The 19,406-nt window shown below is 62.2% G+C and carries 16 protein-coding genes; 7 read left to right on the top strand and 9 right to left on the bottom strand.

The annotated features are described in order from the left end of the window. The first annotated feature begins 15 nt into the window (after positions 1-15). The 5 genes from QLQ16_RS11960 to QLQ16_RS11940 all read left to right on the top strand — a co-directional run bounded on the left by QLQ16_RS11960 (position 16) and on the right by QLQ16_RS11940 (position 6,065). Complete coding sequence (locus tag QLQ16_RS11960) at positions 16-1,554, top strand: ammonium transporter (protein ID WP_283224899.1); 1,539 nt, start codon at positions 16-18, stop codon at positions 1,552-1,554. Positions 1,555-1,693: 139 nt separating this feature from the next. Beyond that, a complete protein-coding gene (locus QLQ16_RS11955; protein ID WP_283224898.1) occupies positions 1,694-2,635 on the top strand; it encodes an SMP-30/gluconolactonase/LRE family protein in 942 nt (313 codons plus the stop codon). Positions 2,636-2,727: 92 nt separating this feature from the next. Then, a complete protein-coding gene (glcE, locus tag QLQ16_RS11950; protein WP_283224897.1) occupies positions 2,728-3,885 on the top strand; it encodes a glycolate oxidase subunit GlcE in 1,158 nt (385 codons plus the stop codon). Between the two features lie 12 nt (positions 3,886-3,897). Then, positions 3,898-5,133: a glycolate oxidase subunit GlcF gene (gene glcF, locus QLQ16_RS11945; RefSeq protein ID WP_283224896.1), complete on the top strand. Its 1,236-nt coding sequence runs from the start codon at positions 3,898-3,900 to the stop codon at positions 5,131-5,133. Positions 5,134-5,141: 8 nt separating this feature from the next. Continuing rightward, on the top strand, positions 5,142-6,065 hold the full coding sequence (locus QLQ16_RS11940; RefSeq protein WP_283224895.1) for a LysR family transcriptional regulator: 924 nt from the start codon (positions 5,142-5,144) through the stop codon (positions 6,063-6,065). Positions 6,066-6,086: 21 nt separating this feature from the next. Here QLQ16_RS11940 and QLQ16_RS11935 read toward each other — a convergent pair whose 3' ends face one another. The 7 genes from QLQ16_RS11935 to QLQ16_RS11905 form a co-directional block, all read right to left on the bottom strand. After that, the gene (locus tag QLQ16_RS11935; RefSeq protein WP_348534217.1) at positions 6,087-6,422 is read right to left on the bottom strand and encodes a P-II family nitrogen regulator; all 336 of its coding nucleotides are present in this window, start codon (positions 6,420-6,422) and stop codon (positions 6,087-6,089) included. Positions 6,423-6,432: 10 nt separating this feature from the next. After that, positions 6,433-9,522 carry an efflux RND transporter permease subunit gene (locus QLQ16_RS11930; RefSeq protein WP_283224893.1) on the bottom strand — a complete coding sequence of 1,030 codons (3,090 nt, stop codon included), beginning with the start codon at positions 9,520-9,522 and terminating at the stop codon, positions 6,433-6,435. Between the two features lie 3 nt (positions 9,523-9,525). Next, on the bottom strand, positions 9,526-10,695 hold the full coding sequence (locus tag QLQ16_RS11925; RefSeq protein ID WP_283224892.1) for an efflux RND transporter periplasmic adaptor subunit: 1,170 nt from the start codon (positions 10,693-10,695) through the stop codon (positions 9,526-9,528). A 19-nt stretch (positions 10,696-10,714) separates the two neighbouring features. Continuing rightward, positions 10,715-12,073: a TolC family protein gene (locus tag QLQ16_RS11920; RefSeq protein WP_283224891.1), complete on the bottom strand. Its 1,359-nt coding sequence runs from the start codon at positions 12,071-12,073 to the stop codon at positions 10,715-10,717. A 178-nt stretch (positions 12,074-12,251) separates the two neighbouring features. Beyond that, positions 12,252-12,734: a glutathione peroxidase gene (locus QLQ16_RS11915; RefSeq protein WP_283224890.1), complete on the bottom strand. Its 483-nt coding sequence runs from the start codon at positions 12,732-12,734 to the stop codon at positions 12,252-12,254. Between the two features lie 15 nt (positions 12,735-12,749). Beyond that, on the bottom strand, positions 12,750-13,643 hold the full coding sequence (locus tag QLQ16_RS11910) for a DMT family transporter (protein ID WP_283224889.1): 894 nt from the start codon (positions 13,641-13,643) through the stop codon (positions 12,750-12,752). An 8-nt stretch (positions 13,644-13,651) separates the two neighbouring features. Beyond that, positions 13,652-14,281 (bottom strand): DedA family protein, encoded by a 630-nt coding sequence (locus tag QLQ16_RS11905; protein WP_283224888.1) that lies wholly within the window; start codon positions 14,279-14,281, stop codon positions 13,652-13,654. A gap of 179 nt (positions 14,282-14,460) precedes the next feature. Here QLQ16_RS11905 and alr point away from each other — a divergent pair, with 179 nt between their 5' ends. Both alr and QLQ16_RS11895 read left to right on the top strand, forming a co-directional pair. Further along, the gene (gene alr / locus QLQ16_RS11900) at positions 14,461-15,561 is read left to right on the top strand and encodes an alanine racemase (RefSeq protein WP_283224887.1); all 1,101 of its coding nucleotides are present in this window, start codon (positions 14,461-14,463) and stop codon (positions 15,559-15,561) included. A 51-nt stretch (positions 15,562-15,612) separates the two neighbouring features. Next, the gene (locus tag QLQ16_RS11895) at positions 15,613-16,536 is read left to right on the top strand and encodes a DMT family transporter (protein WP_283224886.1); all 924 of its coding nucleotides are present in this window, start codon (positions 15,613-15,615) and stop codon (positions 16,534-16,536) included. A gap of 4 nt (positions 16,537-16,540) precedes the next feature. Here the strand turns inward: QLQ16_RS11895 and QLQ16_RS11890 are convergent, their stop codons facing one another. Further along, entirely contained in the window at positions 16,541-17,299 is a 759-nt protein-coding gene (locus QLQ16_RS11890) for a sulfite exporter TauE/SafE family protein (protein ID WP_283224885.1), read from the bottom strand. 285 nt (positions 17,300-17,584) lie between these two features. Further along, a complete protein-coding gene (locus QLQ16_RS11885; RefSeq protein WP_283224884.1) occupies positions 17,585-19,306 on the bottom strand; it encodes a GMC family oxidoreductase in 1,722 nt (573 codons plus the stop codon). Between the last annotated feature and the right edge of the window lie 100 nt (positions 19,307-19,406).

The raw sequence follows: 19,406 nt of genomic DNA, 5'->3' as shown, positions 1-19,406 counted from the left end.
GAAAGAGAGTTGAAAATGAAAAAGCTACTCGCGTCGTTGGCCTTGGGCTTGTCCCTTGGCTTTGGCCTGTTGGGTGCGGGCTCTTTGGCCCTGGCCCAAACTGCGCCCGCTGCTGCTGCCCCTGCTGCTGAAGCCAAGGCCCCTGCTGCGGCTCCGGCTGCAGCACCCGCACCTGCGGCTGCGGCAGAAGCTGCTCCGGCAGAAGCTGCTGCAGTGCCTGTGCCCAACAAAGGCGACACCGGCTGGATGATGTTGTCCACCTTGTTGGTCTTGATGATGGCCGTGCCTGGCCTGGCCTTGTTCTACGGCGGCCTGGTCCGCAGCAAGAACATGCTGTCGGTGCTCATGCAAGTCATGGTCACCTTCTCGCTGATCTTGGTGCTCTGGTTCATCTACGGCTACAGCTTCGCGTTCACCGAAGGCAATGCCTTCATCGGTGGCACGGACCGCCTCTTCATGAAGGGCATCTGGGACAACGCTGCCGGCACCTTCGCCAATGCGGCCACCTTCTCCAAGGGTGTCTACATTCCTGAAGTCGTGTTCGCTGCCTTCCAAGCCACTTTTGCCGGCATCACTTGCGCCCTGATCGTGGGTGCCTTTGCCGAGCGTGTGAAGTTCTCTGCTGTGCTGGCTTTCATGGTGCTGTGGTTCACCTTCAGCTACCTGCCGATCGCCCACATGGTCTGGTTCTGGATGGGTCCTGACGCTTACGCTTCCAAAGAAGTTGTGGACGAAATGACTTCCAAAGCGGGCTTGCTGTGGCAGTGGGGTGCGCTGGACTTCGCTGGCGGTACCGTGGTGCACATCAACGCCGCTGTGGCTGGTCTGGTCGGTGCTTTCATGATCGGCAAACGCGTTGGTTACGGCCGTGAATCCATGGCGCCTCACAGCCTGACATTGACCATGGTCGGTGCCGCCTTGCTGTGGGTGGGTTGGTTCGGTTTCAACGCAGGTTCTGCCCTGGAAGCCAACGGTTTCGCAGCCCTGGCCTTCATCAACACCATGATGGCGACGGCCGCTGCTGTGATCGCTTGGTGCCTGGGTGAAGCCCTGATGCGTGGCAAAGCCTCTATGTTGGGCGCCGCTTCTGGTGCGGTGGCTGGCTTGGTCGCCATCACGCCAGCCGCTGGCAATGTCGGCATCGGCGGTGGCGTGATCATCGGTTTCATCGCTGGTTTCGCCTGCCTGTGGGGTGTCAACGGCCTGAAGAAATTGCTGGGCGCTGACGACTCCTTGGACGTCTTCGGTGTGCACGGCGTCGGCGGTATCTTGGGTGCCTTGCTGACTGGCGTGTTCAACTCGCCAGCCTTGGGCGGCCCCAGCGCCGTGGGCGACTGGGTCACCGTGTCCATGGTCACTGCAGACGCTTACTCCATCGCTGCACAAGTGTGGATCCAAGCCAAGGCTGTGCTGCTGACCATCGTCTGGTCGGGTGTGGTCTCTGTGGCGGCCTACAAGATCGTCGACATGACCATCGGTCTGCGCGTCTCGGAAGAAGAAGAGCGCGAAGGTCTGGACATCTCCTCGCACGGCGAGTCGGCCTACCACGGTTGATTCCGAGGTCTCTCAAGCGGTGACACCCGTCACCGCCTCACTCAGCCCGCAGCGCTTCGCGCCCTGCGGGCTGTTTCATTTGGGGTACCAAAACCCCCTCGGGACAGGAAATCCTGTCACTGGGCGGCACAATGCCCGCATGAACACCACACCCTCCTGGTCCGCCGTCACCACCGTGCCCGACGGCCTGAGCGAATCGCCGTTTTGGCACCCGCAAGAAAACCGTCTGTACTGGGTTGACATCCCCGGCCGCAGGCTGGCTCGGCTGGCTTTTCAGGGGCTCATGCAGCCGCAAGGCGATGTCGAATACTGGCCCATGCGCGAAGAGCCCGGCTGCATCGCGCCGGTGCAAGGCGGCGGCTTGATCGTTGCGCTGCGCGACGGCATCTACTTGGGCAAAAGCTGGGGTGGCCCGCTGCAACAACTGGCTGCGGCACCTTACGACACCGCCAAGCTGCGCTTCAATGACGGCAAATGCGACGCGCAAGGTCGCTTTTGGGCGGGCAGTTTGTACGAACCCAAAGACCAAGCGCTGGGCGTTTTGTACATGCTGGACGGCCAGGGGCTGCACCCCATGAAAGACGGCGTGGTGACCGCCAACGGCCTGGCCTGGTCACCGGATGGCCGCACCGCCTATTGGGCCGACACCGCCGCCCACCAAGTGCGGGCGTTTGACTCGAATGCGGCCACCGGAGTGCTGAGTGCCAAGCGCGTGTTCCACCAAATGGCCCCCAAGCCCGCTGGCTGGACTTGGGGCAGCGACACCCCCGATGCGCCCTTGTATGGTGGCCGCCCCGATGGCGCCGCCGTGGACAGCGAAGGCTGCTACTGGAGCGCCCAATACGAAGGCCAACGCCTCTTGCGCCTGTCGCCCGCAGGCCAGGTGCTGGCCGAAGTGCGCACCCCCGTGCCATGCCCCACCATGCCCTGCTTTGGCGGGCCAGACCTCAAAACCCTGTTCATCACCACCTCCCGCCAGGGCCGCAGCGCCCAAGAGCTGGCATTGCACCCCTATGCGGGCTGTGTGTTTGCGATGCGGGTGGAGGTGGCGGGCTTGGGGGTGAATTTCTTCAAGTCTTGAGGCTCTGGGGTGTTGCTGCGGTAATTTCCCACAACCCCCCCGTTAAAAATCTTCACGCGCCCGCCAGAGGCCGGGGGTTACCATCTTTGCCCATGGAAGCTCAACTCAATTCCCTCATCGACGCCGTGCGCCAGGCGGGTGCGGATGGCCGTGTGCTGCGTTTGCGCGGCGGCGGCAGCAAAGATTTTTGGGGCCAAAGCCTCACGGGCGATGTGCTCGACACCCGGGGCTACCGGGGCATCGTCAGTTACGAGCCCAGCGAGTTGGTGGTCACGGTGCGCGGCGGCACGCCGCTGGCCGAGCTGGAGGCCGCTTTGGCCGAAAAGGGCCAGTGCCTGGCGTTTGAGCCGCCGCACTTTGGCGAAGGCGCAACGGTGGGCGGCATGGTGGCCGCAGGCCTGAGCGGCCCGGCCCGCGCCACCGCTGGCGCGGTGCGCGATTATGTTTTGGGCGCCCGCTTCATCAACGGTCTGGGTGAGCACCTGACCTTTGGCGGCCAGGTCATGAAGAACGTGGCCGGTTACGACGTGAGCCGCCTGATGGCCGGTAGCTGGGGCACGCTGGGCCTGATCACCGAAGTCAGCCTGAAGGTCTTGCCCGTGGCCCCGGCCGAGGCCACGCTCATGTGCGCGGGCCTGCCGCAAAAAACGGCCCTCGATTTGCTGCACCGCTGGGGCGGTCAGCCATTGCCCTTGAACGCCAGCGCCTGGGTGCGCGACACCACCGCCCAGCCCGTGGCCGACTATTTGTTTGTCCGCCTGCGCGGTGCGGTGGCGGCCGTCCAGTCGGCCACGACGCGCATGGCGGCCGACGCTGTGGCTCACGGCGCCCAAGTCACCGTGATGGACAACAGCGAAGCCGCTGCCGATTGGCGTGCCAGCGGCGAGCAAACCTTGCCCTTCTTTGAAGCCCCCGCGCCCGACGCCTGCCTGTGGCGCTTGTCGGTACCGCAGACCGCACCGGTGCTGGATGTGCCCGGCCTGGACCATCCCTCCCAGTACATCGAGTGGCAAGGTGCGCAGCGTTGGCTGTGGGCCCCGGCCTCGGCGGCGGTGCCGCTGCGCGAACTGGCGCAATCGGTCGGCGGTCACGCCACCTTGTTCCGCGCCAGCGCCACCCATGCCGAGGTGGACAAAATCGCCGGTGTGAACACCCCGCTGGACGCCGTGCAAGAGCGCATCCAGCAAAAGCTGCAACAGCAATTCGACCCCAAAGGCGTGTTCGCCACCGGTCGCATGCACACGTTCTGAGGCGACCCTTTCATGCAAACCCACCTCGCCCCCGAATACCAAAACACGCCCGAAGGCCTGGAGGCCGAAGCCATCTTGCGCAAGTGCGTGCACTGCGGCTTTTGCACCGCCACGTGCCCCACCTACCAACTGCTGGGCGACGAACTCGACGGCCCGCGTGGCCGCATTTACCTGATGAAGCAGGTGCTCGAAGGCCAAACGCCCACCCGCAAAACCCAGCAACACCTGGACCGGTGCCTGACCTGCCGCAACTGCGAAAGCACTTGCCCGAGCGGCGTGCAATATGGCCACTTGGTGGACATCGGCCGCAAGCTGGTGGACGCCAAAGTCGAGCGCCCCGTGGGCGAAAAGCTGGTGCGTTGGGCGCTCAAAGAAGGCCTGCCTTCGCCCCTGTTTGCCCCCGCCATGAAGATGGGCCAGATGGTGCGCGGCCTGCTGCCCGACAGCCTCAAGGCCAAAGTGCCTGCGCCACAAAACGCCGGTGCCTGGCCCACGGCCCAGCACGCCCGCAAAGTGCTGATGCTGGCCGGTTGCGTGCAGCCGAGCATGAGTCCCAACATCAACACCGCCACCGCCCGCGTGCTCGACGCCGCAGGCATCCAGACCGTGACCGCCCCCAAGGCCGGTTGCTGCGGTGCGGTCAAGTTCCACCTGAATGACCACGACGGCGGCAAAGACCACATGCGTGCCAACATCGACGCTTGGTGGCCCTTGGTCGACTCGGGCGAGGTCGAAGCCATCGTGATGAACGCCTCGGGCTGCGGCGTCATTGTCAAAGACTACGGCCATGTGCTCAAAGACGACCCGGTGTATGCCGACAAAGCTGCCCGCATCGGCGCGCTGACGCGCGACCTGAGCGAGCTGCTGCCCGAGTTGGTGCCGCTGCTCAAGGACAAGCTGAAACCCGAAACCCTGCAAGCCGCAGGCCTGCAGGCCTACCACCCGCCCTGCACGCTACAACATGGCCAGCAACTCAAAGGCGGCGTGGAAAAGCACCTGACCGACCTGGGCTTCCAGATCAAGGTCAGCGCCAACGAGTCGCACCTGTGCTGCGGCTCAGCGGGCACCTACAGCGTGCTCAACCCCGAGCTGTCCAAAACCCTGCGCGACCGCAAACTGGGCCACCTGAATGCGCTGGAACCGCAAGGCGTGATCAGCGCCAACATCGGCTGCATCACCCACCTGCAAAGCGGTAGCGGCTTGCCGGTGCGGCATTGGGTGGAGTTGCTGGACGAGGCGATTTCTTAGCGTTTTGCATGCCTGCCACTGCGGCACAATCAAGTCCAGGAGGCGATGTGGCTGCATTCAATTACCGACATCTGTATTACTTTTGGGTCGTCGCCAAAGAGGGCGGTTTTGCCCGTGCCGCCCAGCGGCTGGACATGGCGATCCAGACCATCAGTGCGCAGGTGCGCGAGCTGGAAAAGTCCTTGGGCCATCAGCTGCTCAAACCTCAGGGCCGTGGTGTCACGCTGACCGAGGCGGGGGATGTGGCCTATGCCCGCGCCGAAGAAATTTTTCAGATCGGCCAGCGCATTCCGCAAGAAGTGATGCAGGCCGCCACGGTGCCCACCATCCGCTTATCGGTGGGATTGTCGGACGGTATTTCCAAATTGGCAGCCCACAAATTGTTGGGCCCAGCCCTCCAAGAGTCGCAGCTGAAGCTGGTTTGCCATGAAGGTGAAATCGAGCAGTTGACGGCCGAGTTGGCCTTGCACCACTTGGACTTGGTGTTGGCGGGGCAGCCTGCGGCGCACAACAGCAACTTGCGTTTGTCCAGCCGTTTGATTTCTTCTTCAGATGTGGGCTGGTTTGGCCCCAGCCAGTGGGTGCACAAGGCCGATGTGGACCAGTTCCCGCAAAGTTTGAGCCGCTTGCCGGTTTTGTTGCCCACGGCGCATTCACCCCTGCGTGCTTCTTTGGACCGCTGGTTCGATGAACTGCAGATCCAACCCCGGGTGGTGGGCGAGTTCGAAGACAGCGCTTTGATGTCGGTGTTTGGTGCGGGTGGCTTGGGGGTGTTCCCGGCCAGCTTGATTGGGCGCGACGACTTGTCTTTGATGAAGGGTCTGAAACTGCTGGGCCAGTCCGAAGTCAAAGAAGAGATCTACGCGCTGTACACCCGCCGCAGCAGCCACCACCCTTTGGTCCAAAGCATCTTGCAGACCGCGCAGGCTTGAGGCCTGCGCAGATTCGCGCCATCAGCTCAGGCTTTGCTGGTCGCGGATGCGGTGGATGCTGGCGATGTCGATCACCCAAACCAGCCCGTCGCCAATCTGGCCGGTGTAACAGGCTTCGATGATGGCGTTGCGGATGGGCTCGACCATGTCGTTGTTGACCAGCACGCAGACCATCAGCTTGTGGGTGAAGTCGGTCAACTCGTCTTTGACGGTGCGTTTGTTCACCGCTGCAGGCGCGGTGAAGCCCTCAGCCTTGAAGATGGTCACCCCCGGAAAATTGGGGATGGCCCGCAAGGCGTCACGCAAGCGTTGCAGACGGTTGGGGCGGACGATGGCGCGGATTTCTTTCATGTTGATCCTTGGGGTTTCAAGCTTCGCTGGGGTGGTCGTCAAACCAGCGGTACAAAGTGGGCAGCACCACCAGCGTGAGCAGGGTCGAAGAGATCAGGCCGCCGATGACCACGATGGCCAAGGGGCGTTGAACTTCTGAGCCTGGGCCGGTGGCAAACAGGAAGGGCACCAGGCCGAGCAGGGCGACAGTGGCGGTCATCATCACAGGCCGGAAGCGCTGCACACAGCCTTCCCGCACGGCGGCGGCTGTGTCCATGCCATCTTCACGCAAGCGACGAATGGAGGTGACCAGCACCACGCCATTGAGCACCGCAATGCCCCACAAGGCGATGAAGCCCACAGACGCTGGAACACTCACGTATTCGCCCGAGACAAACAGACCGATCAAGCCGCCGATGGAGGCGAAGGGCAGGACCAAGATGATCAGACCTGCCAGCTTGACCGAGCGGAACAAGATGAACAACAAGAAGAAGATCGCGGCGATCGTCAGCGGCACGATGATGGCCAGTGTGGCCATGGCCCGCTCCATGTTTTCAAACTGACCGCCATAGACAAAGTAGTAGCCCTCGGGCAGCTTCACTTCCTGGTCGATGCGTTGCTGCACCTCGGTCACAAACCCCGCCAAGTCGCGACCCTCCACGTTGGCGCCCACCACCACGCGGCGTTTGCCGCTTTCACGGCTGATCTGGGCAGGCCCATCCACCAGTGCAATCGTGGCCAGGCTCGACAAGGGCACTTGCGCACCACCGGGTGTGGGCAGCAAGGTGTTGCCAATCGCTTCAGCCGATTGCCGCACCTGCGCTGGGAAACGCACCACCACGCTGTAGCGGCGCTCGCCTTCGTAGAGCGTGGTCACGTCTTTGCCGCCAATGGCGGTTTCGATGATGCTTTGCACATCGGCCACGTTCAGGCCGTGACGCGCAATGGCCTTGCGGTCAATGTCCACCGTGAGGGCTTGCTGGCCCGACAAACGCTCGATGCGGATGTCGCGGCTGCCCGGCACGCTCTTGAGGATGCGGGCGACTTTTTCCGACAGGGTTTTGAGCTCACCGAGTTCGTCCCCAAAGATCTTGATGGCCACTTGCGAGCGCACACCGGTGACCATCTCATCGACGCGCTCCGAGATGGGTTGCGACAGCACAATTTGCACGCCCGGGATGGTGGACAAGCGCTGGCGAATGTCCTCGTCGATCTCGTCCTGGCTGCGATCGGATTTGGGATCGAGCAACACAATCGGGTCGGATTCGTTGGGCCCTGCTGGGTCGGCGGGCGATTCGCCTCGGCCCAGTTTGGACACCACCATGCGCACGCCGGGCACTTCGGCGATGGTTTTCATGGCCGCCATTTCCATGCGGATGGATTCGTCCAAGGAGATGCTGGGCACGCGGTTGATCTGCGGCGTCAGCGCCCCTTCTTTCATGGTCGGCATGAAGGACTTGCCCAGCAAGGGGAACAGCGCCAAGGAGCCCACCAGCAGCGCCACGGCCACGCCCAAGGTCAGTCGGCTTTGCGCCGTGGCTGCGTCCAGCAAGCGCAGGTAGCGTTGCTTCAAATACGCAATCAATCGCGTGTCTTCGCCCGAGCCACCTTTGAGGAAGTAAGAGCACAGCACGGGCGACAAAAACAGCGAGACCAACAAGGACACCGCCAAGGACATGGCGATGGTCAGCGCCAGGGGCGCGAACATCTTGCCTTCAATGCCTTGCAAGGTCATCAGCGGCAAGAACACCAAGATGATGATGGCGATGCCAAAGATGGTGGGCGTGGCCACTTCGGTGGTGGCATCCAGCACGGTGCGCACCCGCTCGCCGATGCTTTTGCCCGCATGGCCTAGTCGGTGGTACACGTTTTCGACCACCACCACGGTGGCGTCCACCATCAGGCCAATCGCAATGGCCAGACCGCCCAGCGACATCAGGTTGGCCGAGATGCCGTAGCGGTTCATCAAGATGAAAGTGGTCAGCGGCGCGATGATCAGGGTGGCCACCACGATCAAACTCGACCGCACATCACCCAAGAAAATGAACAGCACCACCACGACCAAGAAAATGCCTTCGATCAGCACCTTGCCCACGGTCCACAGTGCAGAGTCCACCAGTTCGGTGCGGTCGTAATAGGGCACGATCTTCAGGCCATCGGGCAGCATGTGCTGGCTGTTGATCTGATCGACCCGTTTCTTGATGCGGGACACGATTTCTTTGGCGTTGCCGCCGCGTGTCATCAGCACAATGCCCGAGACGCCTTCGGTGTAGCCGCCTTTGATGATGGCGCCTTGGCGCACTTCGCTGCCGATCTCGACTTGCGCCACATCGCGCACAAACACCGGCACACCGGCTTGCTCCTTGACCACGATGTTGCCGATGTCTTCCAACGATCGGATCAGGCCCACGCCCCGGATCAGGTACTGCTCGTTGACCTGCGGCAAGATGCCGCCGCTGGCGTTGGAGTTGTTGGCCGCAATGGCTTGCACCACCTGCTGCACCGACAGGTTGTAGTGACGCAGTCGCCCGGGATCGACCAGGGCTTGGTATTGCTTGACGTAGCCGCCTTGTGAGTTGATCTCGGCCACGCCCGCAATCGACCGCAGCAAGGGCCGCACCACCCAGTCTTGCACGGCGCGGCGCTCGGCCAGCTCTTGGGGCGTCAAGGCGCGTTGGCCGTCATCGGGCCGCTCCAGCGTGTATTGGTACACCTCACCCAAGCCCGTCGAGACGGGGCCCAGCACTGGCGCGATGCCTGCAGGCATGCGCGGCGTGACTTCGATCAGCCGCTCGGTGACCAGCTGCCTGGCGAAATAAACGTCGGTCTTGTCGGTGAACACCAAGGTGATGATGGACAAGCCGCTTTTGTTGAGCGAGCGCATCTCCACCAGACCCGGCAAGCCGGTCATGGCGATTTCGAGTGGCACCGTCACAAAGCGTTCGATTTCTTCGGGTGAACGACCGGGTGCCTCGGTGGCGACCTGGACCTGGACGTTGGTGACGTCCGGGAAGGCATCGACCGACAGGCGTGTGGCTTCGCGCAGGCCAAAGGCGCACAGCACCAGGGCCAGCACCACAACAATGAGGCGCTGGCTCAGCGCCCCTCGGATCATGGAGGTGATCATGCTTTACTCCAGCTCGGCGCGTTTGCGTTCGTTGTTCATGTGGAAAGCGCCTTCGACGACGACTTCAGCGCCAGCAGACAGCCCTTTGATGACGGGGCGCACTTGGTCTTGCGCGGGGCCCAACTCCACAGGGGTGAGGCGATAGCGCTGATCGGCCGTGCGCACGAAGACATGGTCGCGGTCGTTCTCGCGCACCACGGCTTGGCTGGGCAAGGCCAGCATGTCTTGTGTGCCGCCGCGCACCCGCATGCTGGCCAGCATCTGGGGTTTCAGGTCGCGCTTGGGGTTGTCCACTTGGGTGCGGATGGTCACGCTGCGGGTCTCGGGCGACACGGTGTCGCCCACATAGACGATCTTGCCTGTCAAGGCGCGGTTGCCCAAAGCGGGCACTTCAATCAGCACGGTTTGACCCGCTTGCACCGAACGTGCGGTTTGTTCTGGCAAAGCGCCCACCACCCACACGGTGTCCAGATCCGCCACGGTGAACAAATGGTCACCTGGTTGTGCCACCTGTCCGTTGCTGACTTTGCGCTCGATCACCACACCGGCCAAGGTTGCGCTGACCGCTGCCACCGGGTGCAAGGTGCCTTGGTCTTTCAAGCGGTCGATGGCCTCTGTGGGCAAACCCATCAGGCGCAACTGATCGCCCGCCGCACGCAATTCCGCACGGGCCACCGCCAACTCCGACTCGCGCCTTTGCAGTTCTGCCGAACCGATGACATCGGCCTGAATGAGTTGACGGGCCCGCTCGACAGCCCGTTCCGCTTGCGATGCAGCCGAATGCGCCTTGAGAAAGCCCATTTGCGCCGAGGTCAACTCGCTGCTGGCCACGCGTGCCAGAGCTTGGCCACGCTGCACCCGGTCACCCACTTCGGCCAAGACTTCGGTCACGCGTCCGGTGACCGCCGCGCCAATGCGGGTGACCGAACGGTCGTTGGCTTCAATCCGGCCCGAAATTTCGACCCAAGGGGTGATCTCTTGCTTTTCCAACTTCTCGACTTTGAACTGAGAGGCCATCTCCGGCTTGATCACAACATTCAAAGGATCGGCTTCGGCGGTGGCCGAAGCGGGGGCTTTGGGGGCTTTGTCGCCACAGGCGGACAAAAACAGCACGCTGGTGCCCAAGAGCATGGACAGCGCGGTGCGTTGAAAGTGGAGGGATGGGCGTGTCATGACGATGTCCTGCAAAAATTCAAGAAGGTGTGTTTTCGATGTGCTGGCCGATCAATTGGTCCAGCATGACGCGGGCTTCTTGCAGCTGGTAGCGCGCCTGGATCAGGTCGGCACGCACACTGCGCAGCACGCGCTGCGCGTCCAGCACATCCAAAATGCCGCGCTCACCAAAGCGGTAAGCGGCTTGGGCCACGCGCAAAGCCGCTTCGGCTTCGCGCACAGAGCCCTGGCTCAGGGCCTCGATGCGCAGGCGAGCCATCTCCAGCGACTTCCAGGTCAGCAAAACCTGCTGTTCCAGCTCGGCCTTGCGGCCTTCGAGCCTGACTTGTGCGCGTTCGAGCTCCGCACTGGCTTGGGCAATGGGTCCGCTGCGCCGGTCCAACAGAGGCACTTGCATGCCAATGCCCCATTGCCCTTGGCGAAACTCCGGGTCACGGCTTTGGCTGTAGCGCAACTCGACGCCTGGCCAACGGCTGGATTCGGCGCTGCGCAGCATGGCTTGGGCTTTGCTCACGTCGGCTTGCAGCAAACTCAACTCCGGGTTGTGTTGCCGCACCATGTGGTGGATCTGCTGCAGGTCCACCAGCTCTTGCGTTTCACGCAGATCACCGGTCAGCTGCCATTGCGCAGGCAACTGCCCTGCGGCCAGCTGGTTCAGTTGGATCTTGCTTTGCTCGACCATCAGACTGGCGGTCTGCAAGCGTTCACGTGCGGTGATGATTTCGGCATCGGCTTTGATGATTTCGTAGCGTGCCGCTTCGCCACTTGCAACCCGCAGGCGCACACGTTCGCGCACTTGCTCCAGCAGCACGACATCTTCGGAAGCGGCCTCGGCTTGCGCCTTGTGCAGCAGACCTTGGTAAATCCGCAAACGCGCCTGGCTGACCAGTTCATTGCGGGTTTGGCCGATCTGGTGCTTGCTTTCTTGTTCGGTGGCACTGGCGGTATCGATGCGTGCTTGCCTTGCAAAGGGGTTTTCAATGGGCTGGCTGACGGACCAGCTTTTCAGAGGGCCTGGGGTCACGCCAGCAATGCGGGCGGTGTTTTGGCCTTGATGCCAGTCGATTCTGGGGTTGGGCAAGGCGCGTGCCGCCTGAATGCCCGAACGCGCCGCGTCGCGTGCACTTTGGGCCGCACGCAATTGCGGGTTGTGCGCCAGGATGATCGGCAGGAGTTGCTCGGTGCCCAATTCTGGTGAAGCCGTGGCTTGGCTTTGAACGATCGCCCGAGCTGGACTGTGGCTTGGGGTTGTAGCCGGTTGTGCCACGGCGGTGTTCGCCAGCAGCACAAGAGACCATGACCAATGGGGCTGAAGTTGGACCGGCCAGCGGTAGCCCGAGCGCGGGCTCTTTGGCGTGTCAGTACGCGATGGACGCATGTGAGAGTTCCGTGATTCAAAACAACCGCCATCATATGCGCGATGAAACTGCTGAAAAAGCAGATTCAGGCTGATACTCAGTTCGTGAAAACCTGAATATTCAAGAAAGGCGCGGCTTCGTTTTCGCTACGGATGCCTTGGCGCCAAAAGCGCCCTAGACCTGCCTGCTGCGGCCTGCTCAAGCGGCCAGGGCCGCCCAAATGTCCTGCGCGATCTTGGCCGGTGCGTCCTGCGGTGCATAACGCTTGAGCACGCGCCCGTCTTTGCCGATCAGGAACTTGGTGAAGTTCCACTTGATGGCCTTGCTGCCCAAGATGCCGGGGGCCTCGGCGGTGAGCCATTGGTACAGCGGGTGTGCGCCGTCACCATTGACTTTGATTTTGCTCATCATCTGAAAGCTCACGCCGTAGTTTTTCTGGCAGAAGTTGGCGATCTGCGCGTCGTCGCCCGGGTCTTGGCTGGCGAACTGGTTGCATGGAAAGCCGATCACGGCCAGACCTTGTGCACCGAACTGCTGGTGCAGTTTTTCCAAGCCAGTGAACTGGGGCGTGAAGCCGCAGGCGCTGGCCGTGTTCACGATCAGCATCACTTGGCCCTTGTATTGGCTCAGGTGAACGGTTTGGCCGTCGATGCCGAGGGCTTCAAAGTCGTAAAGGCTCATGGGGACGCTCCAGGTTCAGTCTCGATGGCCGGGGCCGACGACCGCCAACACGGCGGCCAGTAAAATCAGCGAGCCGCCCACCAGGGTGCGGCCTTCCCAGCTTGAAGCGCCCAGTATGACGGAAGACACGCTGGCAAATAGCACTTCGGACAACATGACCAGAGAGGTCGTGTGGGCGGCCAACCGGGCCGCGCCGTATTGCAGGGCCAGGTTGCCAAACAGGAACGATGTGCACAGCAAGGCCACAAAGGGCAGCCATGCCCAGCTGGGCGCTGCGCCAGCCTGCACCACGCCCGTGGCCAAGCCCAAGAGAGCGGCCACCGTGCCCATCAGCGCACCGCCGCCAAACATGGCCAGGGTGCGCGAAGCGCTGGGGGCGTCTTTCAGCTTGAGCAAGAGGGCGTTGGTGATGGCAAAGGTCAGCCCACTGATGAGGGCCAGCACATCGGCCAGGCTCTCGGGCACCGGCCAAGGGGTCTCGGGCGTCTTGAGCACAATGAACAAACCGGCCAGCGCCAGCGCTAACCGCAGCAAGGCCATGCCGGTGGGTTTTTCCCCCAAAATCCACCAGGCCACCAGCACCGACCAAGCGGGCATCAGGTAAAACAGCAAGACCACGCGGACCACATCGCCCACCGTGACGGCCCAGTTGAAACCGATGTTGGTCAGCCCCGATGCGATGAGCAGCAACCACAAGCCAGGATGTTGGCGCCAACTTACCAAGTTGCCGCGCAAGCCCATGCCCAGAGCAATGACCACCAAAACCAAGCCGTAAACCAGCGCAGTGGCCCACAGCGGATGCAGACCCAAAGACTCAAGTTGTTTGAAAGGCCACCAGCAAATGCCCCACACCAAGGCATTGAACAACAGCCCGGCCACGGCCAGGCGGGTGTGGGGGGTGTGAGCCATGTGCTGGCTCAGTGGGGGTCTTTGGCGGCAGCGGCAGCAGCTTTGTGCTTGTTCCACCAACGCCAGCCGACCCAGCCCAAGCCCAGGGCCAGGAGGGCAAAAATGCCATGCTGGAATTGGCGCAACACGGCAAACATCCAGTCCCAGTTCTGGGCGCCGTAGTAACCCAGGTAAACCCAGATCGGAACGCTGATGATGGCGGCAAAGCCGTCCATGAAGAACCAAGTGGCAAAGCTCACGCGGTGGCTCATGCCCGCCGAGAAGAACACAGGGGTGCGCAAACCTGGCAGGAAGCGCGCCACGAACATGACCCATTTGCCGTATTTATGGAAGGCGTCTTGCGCACTGGCAAACCGCTCAGGCGTCAGTACTTTGCGAAAACCCGGCATCTGCGAGATGCGTTGACCATACAGACGGCCCAAGGTGAACATCAAACCGTCGCCGATCAAAACACCCGCCATGCCCACCGCAAACATGGTGTGCACGTCGGCATGGCCCAGTCCGGCGATCACGCCGCCGGTGACCAAGGTCACGTCTTCAGGAACCGGGATGCCGAAGCCACAAATCAAGAGCATCACGAACACGGCCAAATAACCGTATTCGGTGAAGATGGGCATCAGAAATTGAAAAACTTCCATCGATTATCAAAGTTCAATCAACACCTTGGCGGGTGAGCGGAATGCTCGCTTTGCAAAGGCAGCGGGCCAGTGTAATTCATTTGAATGGCCCTTCTGAAACGGGGTTCAGGGGGTCATCCCGCGGGGCGCTGGAATGCTGGCACACTTGCGAGATCAGCCACTTTTGCCGATCTCGCTGCATGCCCCGTCCGATCCAAGCCACCATCCACACCGCTGCTTTGCGCCACAACTTGGGCCTTGCACGGCAAGCCGCCCCCGACGCGCAGGCTTGGGCGGTGGTCAAAGCCAATGCCTATGGGCATGGCATCGAGCGGGTGTTCGAGGGCTTGCGCGGCGCAGACGGCTTTGCCCTGCTGGACTTGGGCGAGGCCGAGCGTGTGCGTGCGCTGGGTTGGCGCGGCCCGATCTTGCTGCTCGAAGGCGCATTTGAAGCCCGCGATTTGGAGCTGTGCTCGCGCCTGCACCTGTGGCACACGGTGCATTGCGACGAGCAAATCGACATGCTGGCGCTGCACAAAACGCACGAGCCGCACCGCGTGTTCCTCAAGATGAATTCGGGCATGAACCGCCTGGGTTTTGCCCCGCAGCGCTTTCGCTCGGCCTGGACGCGGCTGAACGCTTTGCCCCAGGTGGACGAAATTTCGCTCATGACCCATTTCAGCGATGCCGATGGCGACAAAGGCATCGCCGCGCAAATGGCCCGCTTTGAAGAGGCCACCCGCGACCTGCCCGGTGAGCGCAGCCTGTGCAACAGCGCGGCCACCTTGCGCCACGCCCACCAAGCGGGTGTGAAGGCCGACTGGATCCGGCCGGGCATTGCGCTGTATGGCAGTTCGCCCGATTTCCCCGCGCATTCGGCAGCCGGTTGGGACTTGAAGCCCGCCATGAGCCTGCACGCCAACATCATGGCGGTGCAGCACTTGCAAGTGGGCGACAGCGTGGGCTACGGCTCCAGCTTTGTGGCTGACCATGCCATGCGAATTGGGGTGGTGGCCTGTGGTTATGCCGATGGCTACCCGCGCATCTGCCCCACGGGCACACCGGTGTTGGTGGACGGCGTGCGCGGCCGTACCTTGGGCCGCGTGAGCATGGACATGCTGGCCGTGGACCTCAGTGCCATGCCTGCCGCGGGCGTGGGCAGCCAGGTCACTTTGTGGGGCCAGGCGGCCAACGGCACGGTGCTGAGCATCGACGAGGTGGCCCAGGCCGCTGGCACGGTGGGTTATGAGCTGATGTGCGCGTTGGCTCAGCGCGTGCCGGTCCAGGTCGCTGAAGACTGACCCAGCTGCACCCGCGACAAGTGCGCGCGGTGTTCACGGTGACAATGGACCATGCCTCACCGATTGCCCACACACCGCCACGACCAGAGGGCTCTGATGGCGGCACTGGTCCTGATCGTCATCTGGGGCGCCAACTTCACACTGCAAAAGCACCTGTTCAACCTGCTCTCACCAGCCGGGTTCTTGATGGGGCGCTACATCCTCATGCCCACCTGTGCGCTGCTGTTGATGCGCTGGCGTTTGGGGGGTTGGTTGCCGCCTTTGCCGCGCAAAGACTTGGTGCACATGGCTTGGCTGGGCTTTGCAGGCCACACCTTGCATGTGGGTTTGGTCAGCTATGGCATCCATTGGTCCACGGCCTTTTCCAGCGCCGTCATCTTGGCCTGCGGCCCGGTGTTCACTTTGTTGATCCTGCGCTACAAAGGGTTTGAGCGACTGAGCGTGGCCCAAATCGCCGGTGTGGCGCTGGCGCTGGGCGGGGTCTTGATGTTCTTGTCCGACAAACTCCTGGGCGGGCAATGGCGGGCGGGCGGCGGTGACTTGGTGTTGCTGGTCGCAGCCAGCCTGTTTTCTTATTACACCGTGGCGGCCAAACCCGTCATGGAGCGCTACGGCCCGGTGCTGACCATGGGCTACACCACCTTGCTCGGCAGTATCCCGATCTTGCTGTTGTCGGTCCCCTTGGGGCTGCAATCGCCTTGGGGCTCGCTCGACCTGTGGGCTTGGGCAGGTCTGTTTTGGTCGGTTCTGGTCTCGGCTTTTTTGGGTTGGCTCATCTGGGGCTGGATCAACATCGTGCGCGGCGTGGCCCGCACGGCGCCGCTGATGTACCTGATGCCGCCGATGACCGGCTTGTTTGCCTGGGCCTGGTCGGGCGAGCACTACACTTGGATCAAGATCGCTGGGGCCGGGGTGATTTTGTCGGGCGTGGCGCTGGCGCAGTACGCCGGGCAGATCAAGTGGCGCTTGCGTTGAGGTTTCAGCGCAGCCAGGTGTCGTAAGCGGTTTTGCAGATCAGGGCCAGCACCACCCAGATGAAGACATGGCGCACAAAGCCGGCGCCATGCTTGAGCGCCAAACGCGTGCCGATCAGGCTGCCCACCACATTGGCCGCGCCCATGGCCAGGGCCAAGTGCCACCACACATGGCCTTTGAACGTGAACAAGGTCAAGGCCGCCAAGTTGGTCGCCACATTGATCATCTTGGCCGCAGCCGAGGCGTTCAAAAAGTCATAGCCCAACAAGCGCACATAGGCGAACACCAGAAAACTGCCAGTGCCTGGCCCGAAAAAGCCGTCGTAAAACCCGATCACCAAGCCAATGCCTGCGGCGATCCAGGCCTCGGTCGCCCCCCGAAAGCGGGGTGCGTGGCTGCGGCCCAGGTCTTTTTTGACCAAGGTGTAGGCCAGCAACAGGCCCAGCAACACGGGCAGCGCTTTGCGAAACAAGCTGGGGTCTACCTGCGTGACGACCCAGGCCCCGGCCAAAGAGCCCAGCAAGCCCATGCCCGCAGCAGGCAACAAAGAGCGCCAAGGCATGACCACCTTGCGGCTGTATTGCACGGTGGCAAAGGCGGTGCCCCAGATTGAGGCGCTTTTGTTGGTGCCAAACAAGGTGGCAGGGGCCGCCCCAGGGAAGGTGGCAAACAAGGCGGGCAACAAGATCAGACCGCCACCGCCCACGATCGAGTCCACCAAACCAGCCAGCAGCGAGGCCAGCGAAACAATCAACAATTCCATGCGGGAGATTGTGGCATCGGGGGCGCGACAGCCCTGTCGGCCCAGCGACGGGCGAAAAAAAAGCGCCGCTTGCGCGGCGCCTGAGAAGTCACATCTCGTTGGGATGTTGGTTCATGTTGGAGTTCTTAGGGGTTCGAGTTGTCTCCTCGGCCCTCGGGATGCAAGGTACTGCTATGCATTGAGTGAATGAAATGTAAGGGCTGTCTGTGACACAAACCCTCAGGGATTTCCCGATTCGCGGGAAATCCCTGATCGAAACTGGATGTGAGCTGACAAAAGCCGGTTTCAGCCTGCCGAACGCTCAGCGTCTTGCGCGATCCATTGCGCCGCTTTCTCGGCAATCATCAAGGTGGGGCTGTTGGTGTTGCCGCTCGTGATGGTGGGCATCACGCCCGCGTCCACCACGCGCAGCCCGGCCACCCCACGCACTTGCAGACGGGCATTGACCACGGCCATCGGGTCATCGTCACGCCCCATGCGGGTGGTGCCCACGGGGTGGAAGATGGTGCTGGCGATGTCGCCGGCCAGCTTGGCCAGATCTTCATCGGTTTGGTACTGCACGCCGGGTTTGAACTCTTCGGGTTGGAAGGGTTTCATGGCCTCTTGGTCCATGATGCGGCGGGTCACGCGCAGGCTGTCGGCGGCCACCTTGCGGTCCACCTCGGTGGCCAGGTAGTTGGGCGCAATGGCGGGGGCGTCGTCGAATTGGTTGGTCTTGATCTGCACGCTGCCGCGGCTGGTAGGGTTCAGGTTGCACACGCTGGCGGTGATGGCCGGGAAGCTGTGCAGCGGCTCGCCAAACGCATCCAGGCTCAGCGGCTGCACGTGGTACTGCAAGTTGGCGTGCGGCTGCGAGGGGTCGCTCTTGGTGAACGCGCCCAGCTGGCTGGGGGCCATGCTCATGGGGCCGGTGCGCTTGAGGGCGTATTCCAGACCGATCATGGCTTTGCCCCACAGGCTGTTCGCCAAGGTGTTGAGGGTCTTGGCGTTTTTGACCTTGTAGACCGAGCGGATCTGCAAATGGTCTTGCAAGTTGGCCCCCACGCCAGGCAAGTCGTGCTTGACCTCGACGCCTTTGTCTTTCAGCAAAGCACTGGGGCCGATGCCCGACAACTGCAAAATCTGCGCCGAGCCGATGCTGCCCGCGCTCAAAATCACTTCACGGGTGGCTTTGACTTCGACCATCTCCACGCCCGACCAGACCTGCACACCGGTGCAGCGTTGGCTGCCGTCGGCTTGGGTCTCCAGAATCAGCTTGGCCACTTGGGCCTTGTTCCACAGCTCGAAGTTGGGACGGGCGTAACAGGTAGGGCGCAAAAAGGCCTTGGCGGTGTTCCAGCGCCAACCGTCTTTTTGGTTGACCTCGAAATAGCTCACGCCTTCGTTGTTGCCCCGGTTGAAGTCGTCGGTGGCAGGAATGCCCGCTTGCTGAGCGGCTTGCGCAAACGCATCGAGCACATCCCAGCGCAGGCGCTGCTTTTCGATGCGCCACTCGCCGCCGGTGTTGCGCCCGCGCAAGGTGTGCAGGTAACTGCCTTTGGGCAAATCGGTGGGGGCCAGCAATTCCGACTTGGACCCTTTGGCCCCGTGAAATGCGTTGGCGCCTTTGTAGTGGTCTTCGTGCAGCTTGAAGTAAGGCAGGGTCTGGTCCCAGCGCCATTCGTCGTTGCCGGTGATCTGCGCCCATTGGTCGTAGTCACGCGATTGGCCGCGCATGTAAATCATGCCGTTGATGCTGGAGCAACCGCCCAGCACCTTGCCACGCGGGTAGCGCAGGCTGCGGCCATTCAAACCCTCGGCCGGCTCGGTCTGGTACATCCAGTCGGTGCGCGGGTTGCCAATGCAATACAGATAGCCCACGGGGATGTGCACCCAGTGGTAATCGTCTTTTTTGCCCGCTTCCAGCAGCAGCACACGCTTGCTGGCGTCAGCGCTCAAGCGGTTGGCCAGCAAGCTGCCGGCTGTGCCGCCGCCCACGATGATGTAGTCGAAGGTGTTGTCGTTCATGTTCTTCCCAGTCTCCTGATGGAACGATTGTGCCTGTGGATTTTTGCAGGTCGGCGCTTGAGCGCCGACTTTCAACGGGTTGATGCACGCATGGCAAGGG

The organism is Limnohabitans lacus (assembly GCF_030053395.1).
GTDB classification, from domain to species: Bacteria; Pseudomonadota; Gammaproteobacteria; order Burkholderiales; family Burkholderiaceae_C; genus Limnohabitans_A; species Limnohabitans_A lacus.
Note: the sequence above shows the minus strand (reverse complement) of the source record. Positions and strands in the feature narration are given on the sequence as shown.